Raw genomic sequence first — 23,058 nt, 5'->3', positions numbered from 1 at the left:
GCCGCATGGACAGCATCAAGTGGGACAAGGAAGTCGACGCGCTGATCGTCGGCGCGGGAGCGGGCGGCATGACCGCGGCGCTGACTGCGCACGAGGAAGGACTGGACGTGCTGCTGATCGAAAAAACCGGCCGCATCGGCGGCTCGACGGCGATTTCAGGCGGCGCGCTGTGGATTCCCCTGAACGCGCAGACGGAGGCCGCAGGCCATCCCGACAGCTTCGACAAGGTCTGGACTTACCTGGAACACACTGTCGGCGCCGCGGCTTCCGACGACATGAAGCGCGCCTATCTGGACGCCGGCCCGCGCATGATGGACTACCTGGCATCCCGCGGCCTGCTGCAGGCGGCCGCGCGCACCGCGTCTCCGGACTACTATCCCGACCGCCCCGGCGCCGCGATGGGCGGCCGCTCGCTGGACCCGGTGGAGTTCGACGGCCGCAAGCTGGGCCGCCGCTTCCGCGACCTGCGAGACCCCCTGAAAGAATTCACCGTGCTGGGCGGCATGATGGTCAACATCACCGACGTGCGCCACCTGCTGCGAGCCACCCGGTCCTTTTCCGCCTGGCGCCACAGCATGAAGCTCGTGCTGCGCTACGCGGCCGACCGGGCGCGCGGCTATCACCGGGGCACCCGGCTGCTGCTGGGCAACGCCCTGGCCGCGCAGCTCTTCCACGGCCTGCTCGCGCGCGGGGTCGAGTACTGGCTCCACACCCCCGTCCAGGGCCTGATCCGGGACGCCTCCGGCCGCGTGGCGGGCGCCGCCGTCACGCAGGCGGGCAAGGCGCTCAACATCCGCGCCCGGCGGGGCGTGGTGATGGCCACCGGCGGCTTTCCCTGGGACGCGGAACGCCGCGCCCGCGCCTATCCGCAGCCCACCGGCGACTGGTCCATGTCGCCGCAAGACAACACGGGCGACGGCATCCGCCTGTCCGAGCAGGCAGGCGCCGCGCTGGGCTCGGGCTATGCCAGTCCGGCGTTCTGGGCGCCCGTCTCGATCCTGGAGTCCCGCGACGGCCAGCGCCTGCGCTATCCGCACCTGGTCTGGGACCGCGCCAAGCCCGGCCTCATCGCAGTGAACGGCGCCGGCGAACGCTTCGTCAACGAATCGACCTCCTACCATGAGTTCGTGCAGGCCATGTACCGCAGCCACGAGACGGTGCCCAGCGTCCCGGCGTTCCTGATCTGCGACCAGCGCTTCATCGACACCTGGGGGCTGGGACTGGCGCTGCCCGGCGGCCGGCCGCGGCAGCATCTGATCGACCAGGGTTATCTGATTCAGGCGCCCACCCTGGCGGCGCTGGCGGACCGGCTCGGCGTGCCGGGCGACGCCCTGCAGGCCACGGTGCGCCGCTACAACTCGCATGCGGCCCAGGGCCGGGATCCCGATTTCGGCAAGGGCGGCACGGCCTACAACCGCTACCTGGGCGACCCGGACCATCAGCCCAACCCTTGCCTGGCGCCGCTCGCGGACGACGGCCCCTGCTACGCCGTCAAGGTGTACGCCGGCGACATCGGCACCGCCTGCGGCGTCGCGGCCAACGCGAACGCGCAGGCCCTGGACGCCAGCGGCACGCCGATCCCGGGCCTCTACGTCGCAGGCAACGACATGCAGTCCGTCATGGGCGGCGCCTATCCCGCCCCCGGCATCACGCTGGGCCCGGCCCTGACTTTCGGCTGGGTGGCTGGACAACACTTGGCCCATGCTCAACACTGACGCTTTCCACCGACAAGGATCCCCATGAAAATCTTCTTCTCGCCCGCCTCGCCCTTCGTCCGCAAATGCATGGTCATCGCCCATGAGCTCGGCCTGACCGACCGCATCGAAAAGCTGCCCAGCGCGGCTGGCCCGGTCGCCCGCGACCAGACCATCATCCCCAGCAATCCGCTGGGCCAGGTGCCTACCTTCATCACCGACGATGGCCAGGTTCTTTTCGACAGCCGCGTCGTCTGCGAATACCTGAACGAACTGGGCGGCGGCGCGCTTTTTCCGGCCGGCAAGGCGCGCTGGCAGGTGCTGACCGAACAGGCCATGGCCGACGGCATGCTGGGCGCGGCGCTGCTGGCCCGCTACGAAGCCGTGCTGCGGCCAGAGGAACTGCGCTGGGACGACTGGGTCCAGGGCCAGTTGGGCAAGGTGCGCGACGGCCTGGCCCTGATCGAGAAGAACGCGACCGCGCTGGCGGGCCGCCTGGACATCGGCACCATCACCATCGGCTGCGCGCTGGGCTACCTGGACTTCCGCTTCCCCGACCTGGACTGGCGCGCGACGCACCCGGCCGCCGCGGCCTGGTACGAAACATTCAGCCAGCGCCCCTCCATGCAGGCCACCAAACCCTGAGCCCCGTCGGGGGGCAGCAAGCGCGCGTAGCGCGCGCAGCGTGGGGGTTCCTCTGTTACATTGAACTCGTCACCCCGCTGGACCGGCCTGTCCGCAGGCCAAACCCGACAGGGAGCCCCGCATGAACATTGCCGCAGTCTCCGCCATCGCCCGCGTCGCCGCGCCCTATCCGGCGCGCGTTCCGATGCTGGACGAAACCCGCCCCGCCTGGGAGGCGGAGCGGGCCTCGGGAAGCGCCGCTGCCCGCCTGGCCGGACGCGGCGTTCCCGCCGCCTGGGAGGCCCAGCGCCTGGCCCGCGCGGGCCATGTTCCCCCCGCGGCCTCGGCCGGCGTCGCCGCCCCCGCGGTTATTGCCCGCGATGCCGCCGCGCATGCCGCCCCGCCGCAACCGGATCCGGACGCGCTGCGCAACCAATATGCCGATACGCGCATGCGCCGAGCCATTGCCGACTACGCCGCGCAACCGGATACGCCTGCGCAAGGCGCACGCAGCGCGAACGACTGGGGCACGATAGAGGGGCTGGCGCCGCTGCAGCCCTACCGCGTCGCCATGGGCAATCCTCAAGTGGAATTGCAGGCCGCGGCGGCCGTGAAGGCGGCCGGCCTGGGCATTCCCAAGGTCGCCAACATCGGCGCCACCGAGAACGCCACCGACAACGCCCGCTACCGGCCGGGCTTCACGCCCTGACCGCCGCCCGCGGGCCCGGCAGGACACGCGCATGAAAAAGCCCCTGCGCAGGGGCTTTTTCATCGGGTGCGGCGCGTCAGTGGAAGAATTCCGCGATCATCGTCGCGCCCAGGAAGGTGCCGGCATTGGCCGCCAGCGACACCACCACGATCTTCCAGCCCAGCTTGCGGAAGGCCGGCAGATCCTTCAGGATCGACAGGCCGGCCATGGCCAGGATCACCGTCGTGAACGGCAGGAAGTTCACCTTGCCGACCATTGCGATGATCTGGTCCGAGTACGGCAGCACGCCGGGGCAGCCCGCCGTCATGGCGATCAGCGACAGCACGAACACCGCCGGCAGCTTGGGCACCACGCGCAGCACCAGATCGGTGATGACGACCAGCAGGATGATGATGCCCATGCCCGGCAAGGCGTCGGCGAACGGCACGCCATAGCCCAGGCGGTTCCCCACCAGCGCGAACAGGCCGCATACGACGTAGGCGGTAAGGCGGTCGCCGAAGCCGAGCTTGGCGCCATGGGCCGGCACGTCTTCCGACACGCTGTTGTCCACGGCCGCCTCGGCCTTGCCGCGCGAGAAGCGGCCCAGCACGGGCTCCAGCTTGCCGTAAAGGAAGATGGTCGTCGGCAGCGAGATGAAGAGCGTGAAGTACACGCCCACCACCGTAGTCAGCAGGTTGGCGGCTGCGGCCAGCGCGGCCACCTGGTGCGCGACGTCGGGCGTCTGCTGCGAAGCGATAGCGCCCACGCCAGCGGCCATCATGCTGCCCGAGCCCACGCCGGCGCCCATGGCCAGCGATCGCGGATCGAAAATGTTCAGGCTGGTGATGAACCCGGCCATCAGCGCCACGAACAGCGCGCCGATCACGGTGCCCGTGATGTACTCGGCCATCACGCCGCGGCCTTCCGGCGAATTCATGCCGTAGCGCTCGCCGATGATGGCCAGGCTGGGCTCGCGGCCCACCGAGAAAGTGGCGCCGATGGCTTCGCGCTTGATGCCGAGCAGCAGCGCCAGCGGCAGGCCGATGGCCATGGTGCCGAAGAAATGCCCGAACTCCTGGAACACCAGGGCCCAGCCGGCTTCGCGCACTTGCGGCAAGGCGCCGCCCACCATCAGGCCCAGTTTGGCCAGGAACGGCAGCAGGGCGTATTGCAGATAGCCGCTGATGCGGGTCTGCATGGCGGTGTCGATCCCGACGCCCGCGGGCAGGCGCTGGCCGAACGCCGCCACCACGGCGCCGATGAAGATGGCCCACAGCATAGGCTGCAGAATGATCTTGCCCGGCCCCACCGTAAACGTGACGCTGCCGATCGCTTCGGAAATGATCACCACCAGCAGGATGGCGGCGAGCATGCGGACGCGGCCGGAAAGCGGCATGGAAGGCGCGGCCAGACTGGCGCTGGCGTGAGACATCGGATTCCCCTGATGAACGTGGATAGTCGTCGTGGCGGCGTATTGCGGGCCGGAAAGCCGGCAGCGCGCGCGGAAGGCCGATTTTCGCCGGGGGGCCGGCGAGCGAACCATGACAGGACAGGCGCATTAGCGTTGCGTAAAATGCAACAGACAAGCCTTTCCAGGGAAAATTTTGCATGATCTGGCATGAACCTAGGGTAAACCCCAGGCTCATGTGTGGATCTCCTGCCGCAGTCCCGTCACGGAGCCCCCGCCATGGACGAAAAACTGGACGCCCGACGCACGCATTACTTCATGCAGGTCATGAGCCGCGGTTCCGTGCGCGGCGCCGCCGAGGTGCTGGACATGGACCCGTCGGCCGTCAGCCGGGCGATCGCCGCGCTGGAGCGCGATTGCGGCATGGCCCTGTTCGAACGGCGCGGCCGCGGCGTGGTCCCCACCGACGCGGGCCACATCCTGGCCCGCTACGTCAAACGCCAGCAAAACATCCAGGAGAGCTTTTTTTCGGAGATCGACAGCCTGCGCAACGCCGAGCGGGGCCACATCGACCTGGTGCTGGGCGAAGGCTTCGTCGAGATGATGTTCGACCAGGTGCTGCCCGGCTATTGGCGCAGCCATCCGGAGGTCACGCTGGACATCGACGTGGCCCGCACCTCGGAAATCGTGCAGCGCATCGTCGACGACCGCGCCTATATAGGGCTGGTGTTCCAGCCGCCCAACGACGCCCGCCTCCGTACCCATTACGCGCGGCCCGAGCCGATCCGGGCCATCGTCCGTCAGGACCACCCGCTGACCCGCCTGCGCCGCCCCCTGCTGCTGACCGACCTGGCCGACTATCCCGGCGCGTCGATGCAGGAAGGATTCGGCGTGCGCCAGCATATCCAGGCCGCCGAGATCAGCGAGCAGGTGCGGTTGCGCAACGTGCTGACCACCTCGTCCTTCAAGGCGCTGTGGCAATTCGCCGCGGCGGGCATCGGCTATGCGCTGACGCCGCCCATCGCGGTCACCGCCGACATGCGCGCCCAGCGCCTGGCCAGCCTGCCGCTGGCCAATCCCATCCTCAACCAGGGCAGCCTGCAGGTGCTGAGCCGCGCCGGCCGCCATATCTCGCCCGCCGCGCGCGAACTGCTCGACCATATCGTGCGCGGCATCGGCGCTCCCGCCGCGCCGCCGCCTGATACGGTCGAGTAAACCGGATCTGCATCTGTTTTCCCGGCCCGCCCCGGCCTACAGTGCCCGCAACCGCCACGACGCCAGGAGGAAAAACATGCTCGGTTTCTTGCGCACGGTCAAATCCGTGCTGTGGGGATTCTTCGGCGTGCGGCGCGGCAAGGGCTACGATGCCGACATCGCCAACAACAAGCCGGCCCCGCTGATCCTGACCGGGCTGCTGATGGCGCTTTGCCTGGTGGTCATCCTGGTTTTGGCAGCCCGCTGGGCGGTGAACGCCGCGTTGTAGCGCGGAGGCAGCAGATGCCGGGTGCGCGCTCAAGAGGCAAATCGCCAATTGGGCGCCAAGCTTCGCAAAAACAGCCGCCCGAAAGCGGGGCAACGGTTTCCACAACAGATCGCTTGTTGTCAGCAACCGCCGCAAAAATAGCCGGCCCGCCGCCGGGCCGCCCCAAGGCGGGCCAGCCCCGTCGGGGGGCAGCAAGCGAGCGCAGTGAGTGCTGCGTGGGGGCCTAATTACCTTATTACCAGAATGACTTAGACGGTCGCGGCGGCTGCCTGTTACGGTTATGAATCCCCTACCTGGCGCGCGGCGCCAAGCGACCGCAGGGGCCCGGACCGAGAAGACTTCAAGGGCAGTGACATGTACGTGTATGACCCCGTCGACCAGCAGCTCGTCGAGCAGCGCGTGGCGCAGTTCGCCGACCAGACCCGCCGCTTTCTCGACGGCCAGCTGACCGAAGACGAATTCCGCGTTCTGCGGCTGCAGAACGGCTTGTATATCCAGCGCCACGCGCCCATGCTGCGCGTGGCCATCCCGTATGGCATGCTGGCGTCGCGCCAGCTGCGCACCCTGGCGCACATCGCGCGCAAATGGGATCGCGGCTACGGCCATTTCAGCACGCGCCAGAACATCCAGTTCAACTGGCCCAAGCTGGAAAACGTGCCGGACATCCTCGCCGAACTGGCCACCGTCCAGATGCACGCCATCCAGACCAGCGGCAACTGCATCCGCAACACCACCACCGACCATTTCGCCGGCGTCGCGCCGGACGAGCTCATCGATCCGCTGGTCTGGTGCGAGATCATCCGCCAGTGGTCCACGCTGCATCCCGAATTCGCCTTCCTGCCGCGCAAATTCAAGATCGCCGTCAGCGGCGCCGTCCAGGACCGCGCCGCCGTCGGCGTGCACGACATCGGTCTGCAGGCGGTCGAGCGCGACGGCAAGCTGGGTTTCCGCGTCTGGGTGGGCGGCGGCCTGGGCCGCACGCCCATCGTCGGCAAGCTGATCAACCCCTTCGTCGAATGGCAGGACCTCCTGACCTATCTGCAGGCCGCGCTGCGGGTCTACAACCTGCACGGCCGCCGCGACAACAAGTACAAGGCGCGCATCAAGATCCTCGTGAAGGACCTGACGCCGGAGGTCTACGCGCAGCAGGTCGACGAACAGTGGCAGCTCATCAAGGGCGGCCCCGACACCATCACCCAGGCGTTCGTCGACACGATCAAGGGCCGCTTCGTCTGGCCGCAGTACGACGCCGCCGCCGCGCAGGACGCCGACCATACCGCCGCGCTGGCGGCCGCCGACCCGCGCTTCGCCCGCTGGCTGCGCACCAATGTGCATCCGCACAAGGTGCCCGGCTACGCCGCCGTCACCGTGTCGCTGAAGGCCACCGGCGTGCCCCCGGGCGACGTCACGGCCGACCAGATGGACGCGGTGGCCGACCTGGCCGACGACTACGGCTTCGGCGAACTTCGCGTCTCGCACGAACAGAACCTGGTCCTGGCCGACGTCCGCCGCGCGCGCCTGCACGAACTCTGGACCAAACTGGAAGCGCTCAACCTGGCCACGCCCAACATCGGCCTGCTGACCAACATCATCGCCTGTCCGGGCGGGGACTTCTGCGCGCTGGCCAACGCCGTCTCCATTCCGGTCGCCGAAGCGATCCAGCGCCAGTTCGACAATCTCGACTATCTGTTCGAGATCGGCGAACTGGACCTGAATATCTCGGGCTGCATCAATTCCTGCGGCCATCACCACGTGGGCCATATCGGCATTCTCGGCGTCGACAAGGCGGGAGAGGAGTGGTACCAGGTCACGATCGGCGGCCGCCAGAACGGCGCGGCCAAGCCGTTGCCCGATATCGAATCGACGCGCGGCGGCGGCGCCGCGATCGGCCGCATCATCGGCCCCTCGTTCGCGCGCGACCAGGTCGCGGGCGTGGTCGACCGGCTGATCCGCACCTACCTGGGCCTGCGCGACAGCGAGGAAGAGCGATTCATCGACGTGGTGGACCGCGTCGGCATCGAACCCTTCAAGCAGGACGTCTATTCGGACCCTGCCTTCGCCAAACCCGCGCAACTCGCGGAGCCCGCCCATGCCTGATATCTACGCTCACGACGCCCCCGGCCCGCACCTGATCCGCAATGGACGGCTGGAAGCCGACACCTCGCGCCTCTTCACGCCCGAACCCGAAGTCGCCGCCGAAGGCCAGGTGCCCGGCGACGCGCCGGGCTGGGTCGTGCCGCTCTCCACCTGGAAGACCTCGCACGCGGCCCTGCGCCGCCATCGCCATCCGGTCGCGGTGCTGCTGGAACCCGACGCCGATCTGCGCGACCTGGCCGAACCCGATGGCACGCTCGATCCCGCCGGCATCGCCTTCATCGCCGTGGACTTCCCTGTCTACACCGACGGCCGCGGCTATTCGCTGGCGCAGCTGCTGCGCACGCGCTACCGGTGGCAGGGCGAGCTGCGCGCGGTCGGCGACGTGATGATCGACACCATCCACTACCAGGCTCGCGTGGGCTTCGACAGCTTCCTGGTCAAGCCCGGCCACGACCCGCACAAAGCCCTGGACGCCTTCAAGACCTTCACGGTCCATTACCAGAAGACGTACCGGGCGCCGCTGGCCGCGTAGCGTCCGGCAAGGCCCTAGAACGTGTGGACGGGCGCCAGCTGCGCGCGGATCAGGTCCGCGATGCTGCGCTGGCGCGGCGCCTGCATGCGGCCGATCAGGCTGGAAACGCTGACGGCCAAACGCGGATAGCCGCTGGCGTCGCATAGCGCCACTCCCACCCCCAGCACGCCGGGCACCGCGGCATTGCCCACCACGGACCAGCCGCGCCCGCGCGTGTTCTCCACCAGCCGGCGCATCTGCGCCACCGTCATGCCTCCATAGGCGCGCAACGCCTGCTCGTTCTGCGCCATGACTTCCTCGGCCTCGTCCGGCGGCAGCGCCGCCAGCAGGGCCAGCCCAGCGGCGCCCACCCCCAGCGGCTGGCGGTGCCCCACCGTCACGGCCAGCACCTGCACCGGATAGTTGCCCACCTCCCGGTGCAGGCATAGCGAATCGTTCCCCGCCCGGCAGATGAGGAAGGCGGAATCGCCGCTCACGTCGCTGATCTGGCGCAGCACGGGCCGCAGGCCGCGCACCGCCTGAGCGTGCGGATCGCCGGCCATCATTACGCCCAGCTCGGCCACGCGCCAGCGCGGCGCTTCCGACTCGCGCAGCGCATAGCCCTCCTGCACCAGCACGTCGAGATAGCGATAGACGGTGGACCGCTGCATGCCCGCCGCCCGCGCGATGTCCACGACGTGCATGCCGGCCGCGCCGGCCTCGCGCAGCACCCCAAGCACGCGCAGCCCCCGGCGCAGTACGCGCGGCCCCGCCGCTTCCGATTCTGGCTTGTTCAATTTCTGGACACGTTGCGTTGATGGAGGGTCTATCAAAGCCCAATATGAAGCGGGGCAGACGAAGATCTGTCCAAATATTAGACAAAACAGGACGGAGACAACAATGAAGACTCTCAGCAAGCGCTGGGCCGCCGCGGCGGCCCTGGCCACATTCCTCGCGGCCCCTGCCCTGGCGGCCCGGCCCTATCCCGATCGCCCCGTGACGTTGGTCGTGGGCTATGCCGCGGGCGGCGCCACCGACATCGTCGCCCGCCTGGTGGCGAAGTCGCTCTCGGAAGAACTGGGCCAGACCTTCGTCGTCGAGAACAAGACGGGGGCCAATAGCAATATCGGCGCGGAAATCGTCTCGCGCGCGGCGCCGGACGGCTACACGCTGTACGTGGGCTCCATCGCCAACACCATCAACCGCACGCTCTACAGCCAGTTGAACTACGACTTCGTGAAGGGATTCGAGCCCGTAGGCCTGCTGGCGACGATTCCGAACATCCTGGTGGTCAACCCGAAGCTGCCCGTCAAGACGGTGCAGGAATACGTCGCCTACGCGAAAGCGCATCCGGGCAAGCTGACCTGCGCCTCGTCCGGCAGCGGCTCTTCCATCCACCTGTCGTGCGAGCTGTTCAAGATGCAGACCGGCACCGACATCCTGCACGTGCCCTACCGTGGCAGCGGCCCCGCCGTGGCGGACCTGCTGGGCGGCCAGGTGGACTCGATGTTCGACAACCTGCCCTCGTCCCTGCCCCACGTGCAGGCCGGCAAGCTGCGCGCCATCGGCGTGACCTCGCCCCAGCGCCTGGATGCCGTCCCCGATACGCCCACGCTGGCGGAGTCCGGCCTGCCCGGCTTCGACGTGGAATCCTGGTTCGGCCTGGTGGCGCCCGCCGGCACCCCCAAACCGGTCATCGACCGCCTCAACCAGGCTCTGAACAAGGCGCTGGCCAGCCCGGCGCTGCAGGCCTCGTACAAGCAATCCGGCTTCTACGCCCCGCAACCGCCGAATTCGCCCGAATCGTTCGGCAAGAAGATCGCCAGCGAGATCGACAAATGGGGCGCCGTGGTCAAGAACGCCAATCTCAAAGCCAATTAAGCCCCGTCCACGCCCAAAGGAGCACAGGTGTACCCGATAGATTTCTTCTTCCGCGCCGCAGAGCAGCATCCGGACCACGTCGCGCTGGACGGCCCCGAGGGGCAGGTCACGTACGCGCGGCTGGCCGCCGAGGTCCGCGCGCTGGCGGCCGCGCTGCAGGACCTGGACCCGGAGCCGCAGACGCGCGTCGCGATCTGCGCCGGCAACTCCGCGCGCCACATCCTGGCGCTGCTGGCCGTGCTGGCCAGCGGCAAGGTCTGGGTGCCCCTGAACTACCGCAGCACCGAGCGCGAGATCGGGCGCATCCTGGACGCCACGGAACCCTCCATCGTGATCGCCGACGGCGTGGGCGCGCCGCTGGCGCCGGCGGCCCGGGCGCCGGCGGGCCGCCGGCACGTGCACCTGGAAGACGCGTCGGCGCCGCTGGCGCTGGACGCCCTGCTCGCCAGCCACGCCGGGCGCGCGCCTCGACGCCACGCGCTGCCGCGCGACGCCACCCAGGCCATCAAGTTCACCGGCGGCACCACCGGCCTGCCCAAGGGCGTAATGCAGCCGTACCATGCCTGGAACGCCGGCATCATCAACCAGATCGCCAGTTGGGAGCTCACGCACGAAGACCGGTATGTCGTGGCGGCGCCCATCACCCACGGCACGGGCACCTACCTGCTGCCCGTCCTGGCCCGGGGCGGCGCCCACCTGCTGCTGGACACCGTCAATCCGGCCAGCATCACGGCCGCCTTCCGCGAGCGCGGCGGCACCCTGAGCTTCATGCCGCCCACGCTGATCTACATGATCATGGCGCAGCCCGGCGTCTCGCGCGCCGACTTCCCGCGCCTGCGCAACCTGATCTACGGCGGCGCGCCCATGCCCGTGGAGAAAATAGACAAGGCGCGCGCCTTCTTCGGCCCGGTCCTGGGCACCACGTATGGCCAGACCGAAGCGCCGCAGATCGTCACCGTACTGCGGCCCGCCGACCTCGAGGCGCCGGAAAACCGCGCCTCGGTCGGGCGCGTCACCTGGCTGTCGGACGCCGCCATCATGGGGCCGGACGGCGCCCTGCTGCCGCGCGGCGAAATCGGCGAGGTGGTCGTGCAGGGCGACCTGGTGATGTCGGGCTACTGGCGCCTGCCCGACAAGACCGCCGAAACGGTGGTCGATGGCTGGCTGCATACCGGCGACACGGGCCTGATCGACGCCCGCGGCTACCTGTTCCTGAAAGACCGCCTGCGCGATGTCATCATCACTGGCGGCTTCAATATCTACCCCGTGGACGTGGAGAATGCCCTGTCCGCGCATCCCGCCATATATGAATGCTCGGTCTTCGGGCTGCCCGACGAGAAATGGGGCGAAGCCGTCCACGCGGCCGTGCAGTTCCATCCCGGCGCGCAGGCCAGCGAGGACGAGCTCAGGGCTCACGTGCGCGCGCTGCTCGGCCCCGTGGCCACGCCCAAGCAATTCCATATCCACGACAGTCTGCCCCGCTCCAGCGTGGGCAAGGTGTTGAAGAACGCCGTGCGCGACGCGGCCCTGAAGGAGACGACATGAAAACGCCCGAAACCCGCCTCTGCGCCCACCACCTCACCGGCATGTCCTACCGCGACGTCGACCTGGTCGAGGACCTGATCGGCAAGAAGACCTTCACCGAAGTCATGATCATGCAGATCCTGGGCCGTGAAGCGCGTCCTGTCGATCTGCGCATCGTGGACGCGGTGCTGGTCACGCTGATGGAGCATGGCATGACGCCCAGCGCCATCGCCACGCGCCTGATCTACATGAGCGCGCCCGAAAACCTGCAGGGCGCGGTCGCCTCCGGCCTGATGGCGGTGGGCAGCCGCTTCGTCGGCACCATGGAGAACTGCTCGCGCCTGCTGGACCGTATCCGCCAGGCGGCCGACGGCGAGGCCGAGGCCTTGGCGATCGCCCGCGAATTCCGCGAGTCGCGCCAGGCCCTGCCCGGTTTCGGCCACCATCTGCACAAGCCGGACGACCCGCGCTCGATCAAGCTGCTGGCGCTGGCCGAGGCCGAGCCGGACCTGCCGGGAGATTCGCTCAAGGCGCTGCGGCTGCTGGCGTCCGCGATCGACGCGACCTACGGCAAGCACATCACCATCAACGCCACCGGCGCGGTGGCCGCGCTGCTGAGCGAGATCGGCGTGCCCACCGACCTGATGCGCGGCTTCGCCGTCATCTCGCGCGCGGCCGGACTGGTGTCGCACGTGGCGGAAGAACAGCAAAGCCCCTCGGGCCGCTACATCTGGGAAACCATAGACCACGCCATTCCCTATGTCGGCGCGGGCAAGACGCACCAGCAGGGCGAAGGCCAGCCATGACGGCCGCCACCGATTCCCGGCTGGCCGGCAAGATCGTGCTGGTGGCCGGGGCCGGCTCCTCGGCGGCCGGCTGGAGCATCGGCAAGGCCAGCTGCGTGACGATGGCGCGCCAGGGCGCCGCGATCGTGGCGCTGGACGCCAGCCTGGAAGCCGCCGAGGACGCCGCCCACGAAGTCGAACAGGCGGGCGGCAGCGCCCTGCCGGTGCAGGCGGACGTCGCCGATCCCGAGGCCATGCGGGCCGCGGTGGATGCCGCCATGCGCCGCTACGGGCGCATCGACGTCCTGCAGGCCAATGCCGGCATCGGCAAGGTGGGCGGGCCGGAAGACATCGCGCTGGAAGACTGGGACCGCATCCAGCAGGTGAACGTGACCAGCCTGCTCATCGCCACGCGGCTGCTGGCGCCGCTCATGCGCGGACAGGGCGGCGGGGCCATCGTCACCGTATCGTCGGTGGCGGGCATCCGCTACACCGGGTATCCGCACCTGGCGTACAGCGTGAGCAAGGCGGCCGTGATCCATTTCGCCCGCATGGCCGCGCAGCAATACGCCGCCGACCGCATCCGCGTGAACACGGTGATCCCGGGCCTGATCGATACCCCGCGCGTGGCGCAGAACGTCGCGCGCATGTTCGATGCCGACGCCCGCGCCGCCAGCGCGGCGCGCGACAGGCAGGTGCCGATGGGCCGCATGGGCACGCCATGGGAAGTGGCGAACGCCGTGGCGTTCCTGGCCTCGGACGAGGCGTCCTACATTACCGGCACGGAACTGGTCGTGGACGGCGGCCTTACCGGCAAGTACGCATAACGCGCGGCAGGCCTACCAGGACGTCGAATAGGCGCCCGGGAATTGCTGGGCGACGAAAGCCTTCACCTCGTCGGATTGGTAGGCCTTGATGAAGCGCGCGATGCGCGGATCGTTCTTGTTGTCCTCGCGCGCGGCGATCACCACCGCGGCGAACGGGGCATCCTTGCTTTCCAGGGCCAGCGCGTCCTTGGCGGGCGACAGGCCGGCCGGAATCGCGTAGGCCGAGTTCACGGCGGCGGCGTCCACGTCCGACAGCGAGTGCGGCAGCTGGGCGGCCTCGATCTCGATGAACTTCAGGTTCTTCGGGTTCTGCGCCACGTCGAACAGCGATGCCGTCACGGTCACGCCGTCCTTCAGCGTAATCAGCTTGGCCGCCTGCAGCACGAGCAGCGCGCGCGCGCCGTTGGTCGGGTCGTTCGGAATGGCCACCTTGCCGCCCTGCGGCAGCTCGTCCAGCGACTTCAAGCGCCTGGAGTAGATACCCATCTGCTGCACCACGGCGGTCGCCACCGGCACCAGCTTGTAGCCGCGCGCCTTGTTCTGCGATTCCAGGAAAGGCTTGTGCTGATAGATGTTGAGGTCCAGTTCCTTGGCGTCCAGCGCCGCGTTCGGCTGGATGAAGTCGCTGAACTCCACCAGCTTCACCTTCAACCCGTCCTTGGCCGCCACCCGCTGCACCACTTCGCCGATCTGCGCGTGCGGGCCGACGGTAACGCCGACCTTCAGTTCGGCGTCCTGCGCCATGGCCTGGGTGCCGGCAAAGCCCGCCAGGGCGGTGAAAACGGCCAGGAAATGGCGTAAGCGCATACGAGTCTCGCAAAGTCGGTAAGAAAGACCACGAATTCTAGTAAGGGCGCTTCAAAACCGGAAGCGATGAATATTCATATTGATATGCTTATTTCCATATAAGGAGGCGCGCCATGACAAGCCCGCGGCATACGGACACAATACGGGCTTGCCGTTATCGATCGCCATCCCGTTATGTCCGCCACCACAGAACTCCATCCGCACGCACGCGCCCTGCTCGCCGACCACTACGCAGCAGTGGACGCCGACCTGCCCGCCCTGCTGGACCTGCTGTTCGCCCGCAGCGCCGGCGAAGACTGGCACAAGGCCGGCACCTTCAAGCATCATCTGCTGGGCGTCTACCGCACTCTGGCGCTCTGGAACCAGCCGCGCGAAGTCCGCCTGCTGGGGCTGTTCCATAGCGTCTATGGCAACGAATATGTGGATCTCACCCTGTTCGACCGCGAACGCGAGCGCAACACGCTGCGCGAGGCGCTGGGCGCCGAAGCCGAAGAATGGGTGAGCCTGTTCTGCGCCATGCCTCGCACGAAATTCGTCCAGGCCATTCTGCAAGGCCAGGGCGCGGGCCCGGACGGCCTGAAGCTGGAAGGCGCGGATGGCCAGGTCTATGCGCTTACCCCACGCCAGGTCGCCGCCTTCATCGTCGTATCGGCCGCCGACATCGGAGAACAATGGCACAGCTGGCAAGACGAGATCTTCGCGGGCTACCCGCAGCAGCAGCGCCGCGACCTCAAAGCGAACTGGGCTGCATCGCTGTGGCCCGGCCCGCTGAAGCCGCCGTCGAACATCCTGTCCATGCTGTCGCACCTGCTGGCGCCGCTGTCCCGCATGCCGGAGGGCACCGGCATTCCCGTCCCGCCCGCGTTCGACGGCTGCCGCGCCACGCTCAGCCCGGGCGACGAGGCCGCCGCCAGCGCCCTCTACTGGCAGGTCGTCACCCGCATGCATCCGATGACCGAAATGGACAGCGCGCGCCACCTGCTGGAAGCCGCGGTGGCGCACAACCCCTGGGTGGGCGAACCGCGCCTGCTACTGGCCCAGTTGGCCCTGACCGCCGGCGATTTCGACACCGCCCAGGCGCACGCCGCAGCCGGACTCGCGGCGCTGCAAGCGTGGGGCACCGCGTGGGACAAGCGCATCGAATGGGCGGGATGGATGGCCTGGGCGCGCATCGAACTGCAGAACGCCCGGGCCCGGCAATGGCCGGAAAACCTGGCCGCGCTTAACGGCTTGGGGTTGGTCCAGTAGAGGGAAAGGGGGCTTTTTGCCTTGGGGCGGCCCGGCGGCAAAATGCCCCCACGCCGCGCAGGCCGCGCCTGCTTGCTGCCCGGAGGGGCGCTATTTCATGCCTTCCCAGTGCGGGCCGGGCACCTCGATGTCGAAGAGCTCCAGCACGCGCGCCACGGTGTGGTCCACCATCTCTTCGATGGAGGCCGGGCGGTGGTAGAACGCGGGCAGCGGCGGGAACACGATGCCGCCCATCTCGGTCACGGCCGTCATGTTGCGCAGGTGCGCCAGATTGAAGGGCGTCTCGCGCACCATCATCACCAGGCGCCGGCGTTCCTTGAGCGTCACGTCGGCGGCACGCGTGATCAGGTTGTCCGAAAGGCCGTGGGCCACGGCCGCCAGCGTGCGCATGGAGCAAGGCACGATCACCATGCCCGCGGTCTGGAACGCGCCGCTGGCCAGGGTGGCCCCCACGTCGCGCACGCTGTGCACGCGGTCCGCCAGCGCATAGACGTCATGGCGGCTGACGTCCAGCTCATGCTTGATGTTCAGCACGCCGGACGCCGACACCACGAGATGCGTTTCCACATCGTCCACGCCGCGCAATGCCTGCAGCATGCGCACCGCGTAGAGCGCGCCGGTGGCGCCCGTGATGCCGATGACCAGTCGCCGCATGGACGGCTTAGGCCATGGCGCCGGATTGCTCCAGCAGGGTCTTCAGTTCGCCGGACTCATTCATCTCGTTCATGATGTCCGAACCGCCGACGAACTCGCCGGCCACGTACAGCTGGGGGATGGTGGGCCAGTTGGAGAATTCCTTGATGCCCTGGCGGACTTCGTCGTCCTCGAGCACGTTGACGGTGACCAGCTTCTTCACGCCACAGCCCTTCAGGATCTGGATGGCCTTGCCGGAAAAGCCGCATTGCGGGAATTGGGCGGTGCCCTTCATGAACAGCACGACGGGGTGCTGGGTCACGGTTTCGCGGATGAATTCTTGAACGTCGCTCATGGTGGTCTCTCGGACAGGCGTAGGGGAATACGCCAATTATAGGTACAGCGGAGAAAAGCGTTCGGATACCCCGGGCGCGGCCCCGGGAATCCCGTCAGCCAGGAAGCCGGCCGCCCGAAATCCGCTCGATGCCGGCCAGGTCCCGCCGGCTATGCACCGCTTCGAAGCCCGCCGCCGCCAGCAGTTCTCGGACGGCCTGCGCCTGGTCCCAGCCGTGTTCCATCCACAAGGCCCCGCCGCGCCTCAGGTGGCGGCCGGCCCCCCGCGCGATGCGGGCCAGGTCTTCCAGGCCGCCCGCGCCGTCGGTCAACGCGCCGCGCGGCTCGAAGCGCACGTCGCCCTGATCCAGGTGCGGATCGTCGCTAGCCACGTAGGGCGGGTTGGACACGATCAGGTCGAAACCCTCGCCCGGCGGCACGGCCTCGTACCAACTGCCCTCGACCAGCCGGACGGAGGCCGCCAGGTCCCAGGCGTTGGCGGCGGCGACGGCCAGCGCGGCCGCGCTCACGTCCGACGCCATCACGCGCGCATCGCGGCGCGCCAGGGCGATCGAAATCGCGATCGCCCCGCTGCCCGTGCCCAGGTCCAGCACGGCGGGCGCGGCCAAGCCCGCCAGGCATTCCAGCGCGGTCTCGACCAGCACCTCGGTGTCCGGGCGCGGGATCAGCACATCGGGGGTGACGCGGAAACGGTGGCCCATGAACTCGCGGTGGCCCAGCAGGTAGGCCATGGGTTCGCCCGACAGGCGCCGCTGCGCCAGGGACTCGTATGCCGCGGCCACCTCGGCCTGCAGCGGGTCGGTGTCGTGCGCCAGCAGCCAGGCGCGCGGCTTTCCCAGCACGTGCTCGAGCAGCATGCGCACCTCCAGCCGGGGCAGGCGCGCATCGAGCAGCAGGGTCTTGAGCTGGGGCGGCGTCATGGCGAAAACCCGGTCAGACGTCGTCGCCCAGCGCGGCCAACTGCTCGGCCTGGTGCTCGGCGATGAGCGCGCCGGTCAGTTCCTCCAGGTCGCCTTCCATGATCTGCTGCAGCTTGTACAGCGTCAGGTTGATGCGGTGGTCGGTCACGCGGCCCTGGGGGAAGTTGTAGGTGCGGATGCGTTCGGAACGGTCGCCCGAGCCGATCAGGCTCTTGCGCTCCGCGGCCTCCTTGCTCTGCCGCTCGCGCAGCTCCTTGTCCTTCAGACGGGCGGCCAGGACCTGCATCGCCTTGTCCTTGTTGCGGTGCTGGGAACGGTCGTCCTGGCACTCCACCACCAGTCCGGTCGGCAGGTGAGTAATGCGCACCGCCGAGTCGGTCTTGTTGATGTGCTGGCCGCCCGCGCCGCTGGCGCGGAATGTATCGATGCGCAGGTCGTTCGGATTGATGACGATGTCCGACATCTCGTCCGCTTCCGCCATGATGGCCACGGTGCAGGCCGAGGTATGGATGCGGCCCTGCGCCTCGGTGGCCGGAACGCGCTGCACGCGGTGCGCGCCCGACTCGAACTTCAGGCGCCCGTAGGCGCCATCGCCGTCGATGCGCGCGATCACTTCCTTGTAGCCGCCCAGCTCAGACGGGCTTTCCGACATCAGTTCCACGCGCCAGCCGCGCTGCTCCGCGTACCGCGAGTACATGCGCAACAGGTCGCCGGAGAACAGCGCGCTTTCGTCGCCGCCCGTGCCCGCGCGGATTTCCAAGAACACGCTGCGTCCGTCGTTGGGGTCGCGCGGCAGCAGCAGCACCTGCAACGCGGCTTCCAGCTCTTCCAGCCTGGCGCGCCCGGTCTTGATCTCGTCCTCGGCCATGGATTTCAGGTCGGGATCCGACAGCATCTCCTGGGCGGCCGCCAGATCCTCTTCGGTGCGGGCGAAGGCGGTGAACGCCTCGACCACGGGCTCCAGCTCGGCGCGTTCGCGCGAAAGCTTGCGGAAACGCTCCATATCGGACGCGGTCTCCGGTTCGGCGAGCATGGCGTCAACCTCGATGAGGCGGTGGCACAGGTGCTCCAACCGGCTGCGCATGGAAGATTTCATGGGGAATGACCAAAAAGAAAGCGGAAAAGCGGATAGCGGGCGCCCAAAAAACGAACGCCCGCCACAGAGGGCGGGACGTGGGGCAGCGTCGCTAACGGCGGGAGTCGCGGCCGGGGAACAGGCGCGGCATCCAGGCAAGCAGCTGCTTGCGGTCGTCGCCTTCGCTACGGTTCAGGGCCGCCAGCGGGCCGTGCAGGTATTTCTGCGTCAGGCCATGGGCCAGCTGCTCGAGCACGGCTTCGGGCGATTCGCCCCGCGCCAGCAGCTTGCGGGCGCGCTCCAGCTCGGCGCTGCGGACGTCTTCGGCGGCCTGGTGCAGGTCGCGGATGACGGGAACCACTTCGCGGGACTGCATCCAGTGCATGAAGCCCTGGACGCGGGTTTCGATGATGGCCTCGGCCTGCACCACGGCGGCGCGCCGGGCGTCGGTGCCGGTCTGCACCAGGCGGCCAAGGTCATCCACCGAATACAGATAGACGTCGTCCAGGCGGCCGACTTCGGGTTCGATGTCGCGCGGCACGGCCAGGTCGATCATGACCATCGGGCGGTGGCGGCGCAGGCGCGTGGCCCGCTCCACCATCCCCAGCCCGAGGATGGGCAGGGAGCTTGCCGTACAGGAAACGATGACGTCGAACTCGGACAGGCGATCCGTCAGGTCGGACAGCTTCATCGTGCTGGCCGAAAAACGGTTGGCCAGGATCTCGGCGCGCTCGGCGGTGCGGTTGGCGACCACCATGCTGCGCGGACGCTGCGCGGCGAAGTGCGTGGCGCACAACTCGATCATTTCGCCCGCGCCGATGAACAGCGTGCGGGCCTGGTCCAGGTTGCCGAACACGCGCTCGGCCAGCCGGACCGCGGCGGCGGCCATGGATACCGATTGCGCGCCGATGGCGGTCTGCGAACGCACTTCCTTGGCCACCGAGAAAGTGCGCTGGAACATCTGGTGCAGCAAGGTGCCCAGGGCCCCGGCTTCGCCGGCGGCGCGCACGGCGTCCTTCATCTGGCCCACGATCTGGGTTTCGCCCAGGACCATGGAATCCAGCCCGCTGGCCACGCGGAAAGCATGGCGCACGGCGTCGTCCTGGTGATGGCGGTACAGGTGCGGGCGCAGCGTGCCGGCGTCCAGGCGGTTGTGCTCAGCCAGCCAGGCGGGCAGTTGATCCGCCACGTGGCCGTCGGCCGCGCAATAGATTTCGGTCCGGTTACAGGTGGACAGGATCGCGGCTTCGCGCACGGAGCCGCCGAACGCCGACCGCAGGCCTTCCAGCGCGGGCTTTACCAGATCGACGGGCATGGACACGCGCTCGCGGACCGAAACCGGCGCGGACGTGTGATTCAGACCGAAGGCAAGGACAGCTACCGACATGGGGAAGGGACGGCAAGGCCATCCGCGCGTAAGCGTTAAGAACTGCCACCAACTACAACTGCGCCACAGGATAGCCCGTAGCGGCAGACCGCTAGTGATTATACCCCTCCGGGTTATCCCCAGGCCACCCCGGTGCCCGGCCACGGCCTGGGTCGCCCCCTTTCGTGCCATCCAGCCAACACTTGGGATCGGCGCTCGCGAAGAATCTCCGGGTTTTTCCACCCGGCTGGCGCAAGCCTCGAAAATTGTGTATAGTTGCGGACTTCATTGGCCTGGTAGCTCAGTCGGTAGAGCAGAGGATTGAAAATCCTTGTGTCGGTGGTTCGATTCCGCCCCAGGCCACCAGCATTACAAAGCCTCAGCGCTCGCAAGCGCGCTGGGGCTTTTCACATTCGCGTCTCACACTTTCTATCCTCCTCGGATTCCATGCCGCGCATGCGAGCCGGCGCGCGCCCCTTTCCCGCCCCTCGCTTTCCGCGATATCGTAAGACGCCGTTCCCGTAACGCCTGCCAGCCGCATTCCATCCACCGGAGCCGCGACATGCGCGCCCAAGCAAAAGCGCTTTTCGGCCTGATTGCCATGCTGGCCTGCCTGCTGGGCCCCGCGTTCGGGCAGACGGCCGCTCTGGCGCCGGCGGGCTCCGCCTCGCCCATTGCGCAAGCCCAGGCGATCCTGGTAGCGGAAATCCCGCTGCGCGCGGATACCGACCACCGCTACGCCGACGGCGTCATGGAGCGCATCTCCGAAGCGGATCCCGCCGACGCGCTCGCGCCTCGGCTGGAAGCGATTTCGCGATCCGTCGACGAAAAGCTCCAGCAATTCCAGCCGCCCCAATTGCGCACCCTGCCCATCATGCGGCTGGAAAGCCTGGAACGGCACTGGACGTTCGACGCGCGCCGTTTCGCGAACTGGCAAGAAGACATGCGGCAGGCGACTGCCGCCTACGCCGGCGATGCCGCCGAACTGGCGCGCCGCCGCGACGCATGGCTAGCCCTCAAGAGCGCCCCGGGCGCCGCCGATCTGCCGCCCGCCCTGACAGGCAGGGTGGACGCCGTCATCGCCCAGTTGGCCCGCGCCGAACAAGCCCTGTCCGTGCCGCTGGGCCGGCAGATCGCCCTCGGCCAGCGCGCCAATGCCGTCGAAGAGCGCATCCAGGCCGGGCGCCGGGCGGTTGCCGATGCCATCGGCTACATCGACTCCCGCCTGCTCGAGCTGGACGGGCCGCCGCTCTGGGCCGCCACCTTTGCGCCTACCGCCCGCGGCGATGCCATGGCCTATCTGCGCGCCAGCCTGGAGATGGAACTCGGCTTCGCCCGCCAGTATGCCGCCGCCGATACCGGCAACCAGCGCGCCTTGCACGCGCTGCAGGTCGTGCTGCTGCCGCTGCTGCTCTGGCTGGCCTGGCACAGCCGCCACGCAATCCGGGCCGGCGAAATGAGCGAGACGGCCGCGCGGGTACTGGGGCGCCCGCTGTCCGCGTGGCTGCTGCTGGCCATGATGGGCGTGCAGTTGCTGGAATCGGACGCGCCCCTGATCGTGCTGCAGATCGCGCTGCTGCTGGCGGTCGTGCCCGTGCTGCGCCTGCTGCCGCCAACTACGCGCGAACCACTCGACCTGTGGCCCTACGCGATCACCGGTCTTTACCTGGCGGAACGGCTGGGCATCTTCTTCCTCGCCAGCGAAGCACTGTACCGGCTGCACAATCTCGTCATCACCCTCCTCGCCCTCGCCACCGCGCTCTGGCTGCTGGCCCGCGCCAAGCGCCGCGGCGACGCCCAGGCGCCCGGCCGGCTGCGGCGGGTACTGCGCGTCAGTGCCTGGGGCGCGGTGGCGCTGCTGGCCCTGGCCGGCGTCGCCAACCTGGTCGGCAACCTGTCGATGGCCGAAATGCTGACCAGCGCGGTCATCAGCAGCGGCTACTTCGGCTTGATGCTCTACGCCGGCGTCACCATCATCGTCACCCTGCTGCAACTGATGCTCGCCCGGCCGGGCGTGTCGCGCTTCCGCCTCGCGCGCGAACATGCCCCGCCCCTGGTGCAGCTGCTGATCCGGCTGGTAACGGCCAGCGCGGTCGTGGGATGGACGATTTACGCCATGGACCGCTTCCGGATCCTGCGCGCCACCTACGCCATCACGACGAAAGTCCTGTCGTACACGCTTGCGCTCGGCGACATCACCATCAGCCTGGGCAACATCCTGGTGTTCGCCATCTCGGTGCTGATCGCATTCTGGGCCGCGCGGGCAATCCGCCTCGTGCTGCACGACGAAGTGCTGGCGCGCATGCCGCTGCCGCGGGGCGTCGGCAACAGCATTGCCTCGCTCACCTATTACTCGGTGCTGCTGCTGGGCCTGGCGGTGGCCCTGTCGGCCGCGGGCGTCAAGACCAGCCAGCTGGCCATCGTGCTCGGAGCCTTGGGCGTGGGCATCGGTTTCGGCCTGCAGAACGTCGTCAACAACTTCGTCTCGGGACTGATCCTGATGTTCGAGCGCCCGATCCAGCCCGGTGACGCCGTGGACATCGGCGACACGTCCGGGCAGGTCCGGGAAATCGGCATGCGGGCCACGCGGATCCGCACATTCGAGGGCGCCGACGTGGTGGTGCCCAACGGCACCCTGCTGTCGGAAAAGCTGACCAACTGGACGATGCTCGACCGTAACCGCCGCATCGAGATCAACATCGGGCTGGCCTACGGCACGGACCCGGCAGCCGCCATCGCGCTGCTCACCGAGGCCGCCCGCAAGACATCGGGCGTCTCCCTGGAGCCCGCGCCGCTGGCGCTCTTCATGGGCTTCGGCCAAAGCACGCTGGACTTCAGCCTGCGCGCCTGGACACCCGACTTCGACCGCTGGATGGTCATCCGCAGCGAGCTGCTGTCGCGGATGTACCAGGCGCTGACCCAGGCGGGCATCGAAATTCCCTACCCGCAAAGGGACCTGCACCTGCGCAGCATCTCCGAGGACGCGAACGCCGCGCTCGAACAGGCTCGCCGGCGCGCCGCGCCCCCGGATCCCGCCGCCCCCGCATGAGGCGGATTTTGTGTATAGTTGCGGACTTCGTTGGCCTGGTAGCTCAGTCGGTAGAGCAGAGGATTGAAAATCCTTGTGTCGGTG

21 protein-coding genes and 1 tRNA gene are annotated in these 23,058 nt (G+C 68.4%); 14 read left to right on the top strand and 8 right to left on the bottom strand.

Features of this window, described 5'->3' with window-relative positions:
• The first annotated feature begins 5 nt into the window (after positions 1-5).
• The 3 genes from ACN6PJ_RS28030 (at position 6) to ACN6PJ_RS28020 (ending at position 3,027) form a co-directional block, all read left to right on the top strand.
• Complete coding sequence (locus ACN6PJ_RS28030) at positions 6-1,715, top strand: FAD-dependent oxidoreductase (protein WP_427999016.1); 1,710 nt, start codon at positions 6-8, stop codon at positions 1,713-1,715.
• Positions 1,716-1,739: 24 nt separating this feature from the next.
• Positions 1,740-2,339, top strand: a complete 600-nt coding sequence (locus ACN6PJ_RS28025) for a glutathione S-transferase (protein ID WP_427999015.1) — start codon at positions 1,740-1,742, stop codon at positions 2,337-2,339.
• Between the two features lie 121 nt (positions 2,340-2,460).
• Complete coding sequence (locus ACN6PJ_RS28020) at positions 2,461-3,027, top strand: hypothetical protein (protein ID WP_427999014.1); 567 nt, start codon at positions 2,461-2,463, stop codon at positions 3,025-3,027.
• 76 nt (positions 3,028-3,103) lie between these two features.
• Here the strand turns inward: ACN6PJ_RS28020 and ACN6PJ_RS28015 are convergent, their stop codons facing one another.
• Complete coding sequence (locus ACN6PJ_RS28015) at positions 3,104-4,438, bottom strand: DUF3100 domain-containing protein (protein WP_427999013.1); 1,335 nt, start codon at positions 4,436-4,438, stop codon at positions 3,104-3,106.
• Between the two features lie 255 nt (positions 4,439-4,693).
• Between ACN6PJ_RS28015 and ACN6PJ_RS28010 the strand changes: the two genes are divergently transcribed.
• The 4 genes from ACN6PJ_RS28010 to ACN6PJ_RS27995 all read left to right on the top strand — a co-directional run bounded on the left by ACN6PJ_RS28010 (position 4,694) and on the right by ACN6PJ_RS27995 (position 8,526).
• A complete protein-coding gene (locus ACN6PJ_RS28010) occupies positions 4,694-5,629 on the top strand; it encodes a LysR family transcriptional regulator (RefSeq protein ID WP_427999012.1) in 936 nt (311 codons plus the stop codon).
• 76 nt (positions 5,630-5,705) lie between these two features.
• On the top strand, positions 5,706-5,897 hold the full coding sequence (locus ACN6PJ_RS28005; protein ID WP_427999011.1) for a DUF2970 domain-containing protein: 192 nt from the start codon (positions 5,706-5,708) through the stop codon (positions 5,895-5,897).
• A gap of 354 nt (positions 5,898-6,251) precedes the next feature.
• Entirely contained in the window at positions 6,252-7,994 is a 1,743-nt protein-coding gene (locus tag ACN6PJ_RS28000) for a nitrite/sulfite reductase (protein WP_427999010.1), read from the top strand.
• Positions 7,987-8,526 (top strand): DUF934 domain-containing protein, encoded by a 540-nt coding sequence (locus tag ACN6PJ_RS27995; protein WP_427999009.1) that lies wholly within the window; start codon positions 7,987-7,989, stop codon positions 8,524-8,526. The genes ACN6PJ_RS28000 and ACN6PJ_RS27995 overlap by 8 nt, the downstream gene beginning before the upstream one ends.
• A gap of 14 nt (positions 8,527-8,540) precedes the next feature.
• On the opposite strand, the gene ACN6PJ_RS27990 is transcribed toward ACN6PJ_RS27995, so the two are convergent.
• On the bottom strand, positions 8,541-9,302 hold the full coding sequence (locus ACN6PJ_RS27990) for an IclR family transcriptional regulator (protein WP_427999008.1): 762 nt from the start codon (positions 9,300-9,302) through the stop codon (positions 8,541-8,543).
• Between the two features lie 103 nt (positions 9,303-9,405).
• Between ACN6PJ_RS27990 and ACN6PJ_RS27985 the strand changes: the two genes are divergently transcribed.
• From ACN6PJ_RS27985 to ACN6PJ_RS27970, 4 genes are read left to right on the top strand one after another with little or no spacing between them, the layout of a single operon-like run.
• A complete protein-coding gene (locus tag ACN6PJ_RS27985; RefSeq protein ID WP_427999007.1) occupies positions 9,406-10,386 on the top strand; it encodes a Bug family tripartite tricarboxylate transporter substrate binding protein in 981 nt (326 codons plus the stop codon).
• A 27-nt stretch (positions 10,387-10,413) separates the two neighbouring features.
• Positions 10,414-11,931 (top strand): class I adenylate-forming enzyme family protein, encoded by a 1,518-nt coding sequence (locus tag ACN6PJ_RS27980; protein WP_427999006.1) that lies wholly within the window; start codon positions 10,414-10,416, stop codon positions 11,929-11,931.
• Entirely contained in the window at positions 11,928-12,716 is a 789-nt protein-coding gene (locus tag ACN6PJ_RS27975; RefSeq protein ID WP_427999005.1) for a citryl-CoA lyase, read from the top strand. Before ACN6PJ_RS27980 ends, ACN6PJ_RS27975 begins: the two co-directional genes overlap by 4 nt.
• Complete coding sequence (locus tag ACN6PJ_RS27970) at positions 12,713-13,522, top strand: SDR family NAD(P)-dependent oxidoreductase (RefSeq protein ID WP_427999004.1); 810 nt, start codon at positions 12,713-12,715, stop codon at positions 13,520-13,522. Before ACN6PJ_RS27975 ends, ACN6PJ_RS27970 begins: the two co-directional genes overlap by 4 nt.
• A gap of 12 nt (positions 13,523-13,534) precedes the next feature.
• Here ACN6PJ_RS27970 and ACN6PJ_RS27965 read toward each other — a convergent pair whose 3' ends face one another.
• A complete protein-coding gene (locus ACN6PJ_RS27965) occupies positions 13,535-14,329 on the bottom strand; it encodes a MetQ/NlpA family ABC transporter substrate-binding protein (RefSeq protein WP_427999003.1) in 795 nt (264 codons plus the stop codon).
• A 174-nt stretch (positions 14,330-14,503) separates the two neighbouring features.
• On the opposite strand from ACN6PJ_RS27965, the gene ACN6PJ_RS27960 reads away from it, so the two are divergent.
• Entirely contained in the window at positions 14,504-15,577 is a 1,074-nt protein-coding gene (locus tag ACN6PJ_RS27960) for a DUF6817 domain-containing protein (RefSeq protein WP_427999002.1), read from the top strand.
• Positions 15,578-15,667: 90 nt separating this feature from the next.
• Here the strand turns inward: ACN6PJ_RS27960 and ACN6PJ_RS27955 are convergent, their stop codons facing one another.
• The 5 genes from ACN6PJ_RS27955 to hemA all read right to left on the bottom strand — a co-directional run bounded on the left by ACN6PJ_RS27955 (position 15,668) and on the right by hemA (position 19,946).
• On the bottom strand, positions 15,668-16,231 hold the full coding sequence (locus tag ACN6PJ_RS27955; protein WP_427999001.1) for a UbiX family flavin prenyltransferase: 564 nt from the start codon (positions 16,229-16,231) through the stop codon (positions 15,668-15,670).
• A gap of 7 nt (positions 16,232-16,238) precedes the next feature.
• A complete protein-coding gene (gene grxD, locus ACN6PJ_RS27950; RefSeq protein ID WP_043546741.1) occupies positions 16,239-16,565 on the bottom strand; it encodes a Grx4 family monothiol glutaredoxin in 327 nt (108 codons plus the stop codon).
• A 94-nt stretch (positions 16,566-16,659) separates the two neighbouring features.
• A complete protein-coding gene (prmC, locus tag ACN6PJ_RS27945; protein ID WP_427999000.1) occupies positions 16,660-17,484 on the bottom strand; it encodes a peptide chain release factor N(5)-glutamine methyltransferase in 825 nt (274 codons plus the stop codon).
• A 13-nt stretch (positions 17,485-17,497) separates the two neighbouring features.
• Entirely contained in the window at positions 17,498-18,580 is a 1,083-nt protein-coding gene (prfA, locus tag ACN6PJ_RS27940) for a peptide chain release factor 1 (protein ID WP_427998999.1), read from the bottom strand.
• 91 nt (positions 18,581-18,671) lie between these two features.
• Complete coding sequence (gene hemA / locus ACN6PJ_RS27935; protein ID WP_129530606.1) at positions 18,672-19,946, bottom strand: glutamyl-tRNA reductase; 1,275 nt, start codon at positions 19,944-19,946, stop codon at positions 18,672-18,674.
• A gap of 269 nt (positions 19,947-20,215) precedes the next feature.
• Here hemA and ACN6PJ_RS27930 point away from each other — a divergent pair.
• Positions 20,216-20,291 (top strand) — tRNA-Phe (locus tag ACN6PJ_RS27930).
• Positions 20,292-20,487: 196 nt separating this feature from the next.
• A complete protein-coding gene (locus ACN6PJ_RS27925; protein ID WP_427998998.1) occupies positions 20,488-22,974 on the top strand; it encodes a mechanosensitive ion channel family protein in 2,487 nt (828 codons plus the stop codon).
• The last annotated feature ends 84 nt before the right edge of the window (positions 22,975-23,058 follow it).

It is taken from the genome of Achromobacter sp., from assembly GCF_050285585.1.
Classification (GTDB): domain Bacteria; phylum Pseudomonadota; class Gammaproteobacteria; order Burkholderiales; family Burkholderiaceae_B; genus Achromobacter.
This window is presented reverse-complemented; position numbering and strand designations above follow the sequence as displayed.

Bases quoted from the DNA above. Each gene is read 5' to 3' on its own strand.
- ACN6PJ_RS28030 (WP_427999016.1), top strand. From the start codon at position 6: ATGGACAGCATCAAGTGGGACAAGGAAGTCGACGCGCTGATCGTCGGC.
- ACN6PJ_RS28025 (WP_427999015.1), top strand. From the start codon at position 1,740: ATGAAAATCTTCTTCTCGCCCGCCTCGCCCTTCGTCCGCAAATGCATG.
- ACN6PJ_RS28020 (WP_427999014.1), top strand. From the start codon at position 2,461: ATGAACATTGCCGCAGTCTCCGCCATCGCCCGCGTCGCCGCGCCCTAT.
- ACN6PJ_RS28015 (WP_427999013.1), bottom strand. From the start codon at position 4,438: ATGTCTCACGCCAGCGCCAGTCTGGCCGCGCCTTCCATGCCGCTTTCC.
- ACN6PJ_RS28010 (WP_427999012.1), top strand. From the start codon at position 4,694: ATGGACGAAAAACTGGACGCCCGACGCACGCATTACTTCATGCAGGTC.
- ACN6PJ_RS28005 (WP_427999011.1), top strand. From the start codon at position 5,706: ATGCTCGGTTTCTTGCGCACGGTCAAATCCGTGCTGTGGGGATTCTTC.
- ACN6PJ_RS28000 (WP_427999010.1), top strand. From the start codon at position 6,252: ATGTACGTGTATGACCCCGTCGACCAGCAGCTCGTCGAGCAGCGCGTG.
- ACN6PJ_RS27995 (WP_427999009.1), top strand. From the start codon at position 7,987: ATGCCTGATATCTACGCTCACGACGCCCCCGGCCCGCACCTGATCCGC.
- ACN6PJ_RS27985 (WP_427999007.1), top strand. From the start codon at position 9,406: ATGAAGACTCTCAGCAAGCGCTGGGCCGCCGCGGCGGCCCTGGCCACA.
- ACN6PJ_RS27975 (WP_427999005.1), top strand. From the start codon at position 11,928: ATGAAAACGCCCGAAACCCGCCTCTGCGCCCACCACCTCACCGGCATG.
- ACN6PJ_RS27970 (WP_427999004.1), top strand. From the start codon at position 12,713: ATGACGGCCGCCACCGATTCCCGGCTGGCCGGCAAGATCGTGCTGGTG.
- ACN6PJ_RS27965 (WP_427999003.1), bottom strand. From the start codon at position 14,329: ATGCGCTTACGCCATTTCCTGGCCGTTTTCACCGCCCTGGCGGGCTTT.
- ACN6PJ_RS27960 (WP_427999002.1), top strand. From the start codon at position 14,504: ATGTCCGCCACCACAGAACTCCATCCGCACGCACGCGCCCTGCTCGCC.
- ACN6PJ_RS27955 (WP_427999001.1), bottom strand. From the start codon at position 16,231: ATGCGGCGACTGGTCATCGGCATCACGGGCGCCACCGGCGCGCTCTAC.
- grxD (WP_043546741.1), bottom strand. From the start codon at position 16,565: ATGAGCGACGTTCAAGAATTCATCCGCGAAACCGTGACCCAGCACCCC.
- prmC (WP_427999000.1), bottom strand. From the start codon at position 17,484: ATGACGCCGCCCCAGCTCAAGACCCTGCTGCTCGATGCGCGCCTGCCC.
- prfA (WP_427998999.1), bottom strand. From the start codon at position 18,580: ATGAAATCTTCCATGCGCAGCCGGTTGGAGCACCTGTGCCACCGCCTC.
- hemA (WP_129530606.1), bottom strand. From the start codon at position 19,946: ATGTCGGTAGCTGTCCTTGCCTTCGGTCTGAATCACACGTCCGCGCCG.
- ACN6PJ_RS27925 (WP_427998998.1), top strand. From the start codon at position 20,488: ATGCGCGCCCAAGCAAAAGCGCTTTTCGGCCTGATTGCCATGCTGGCC.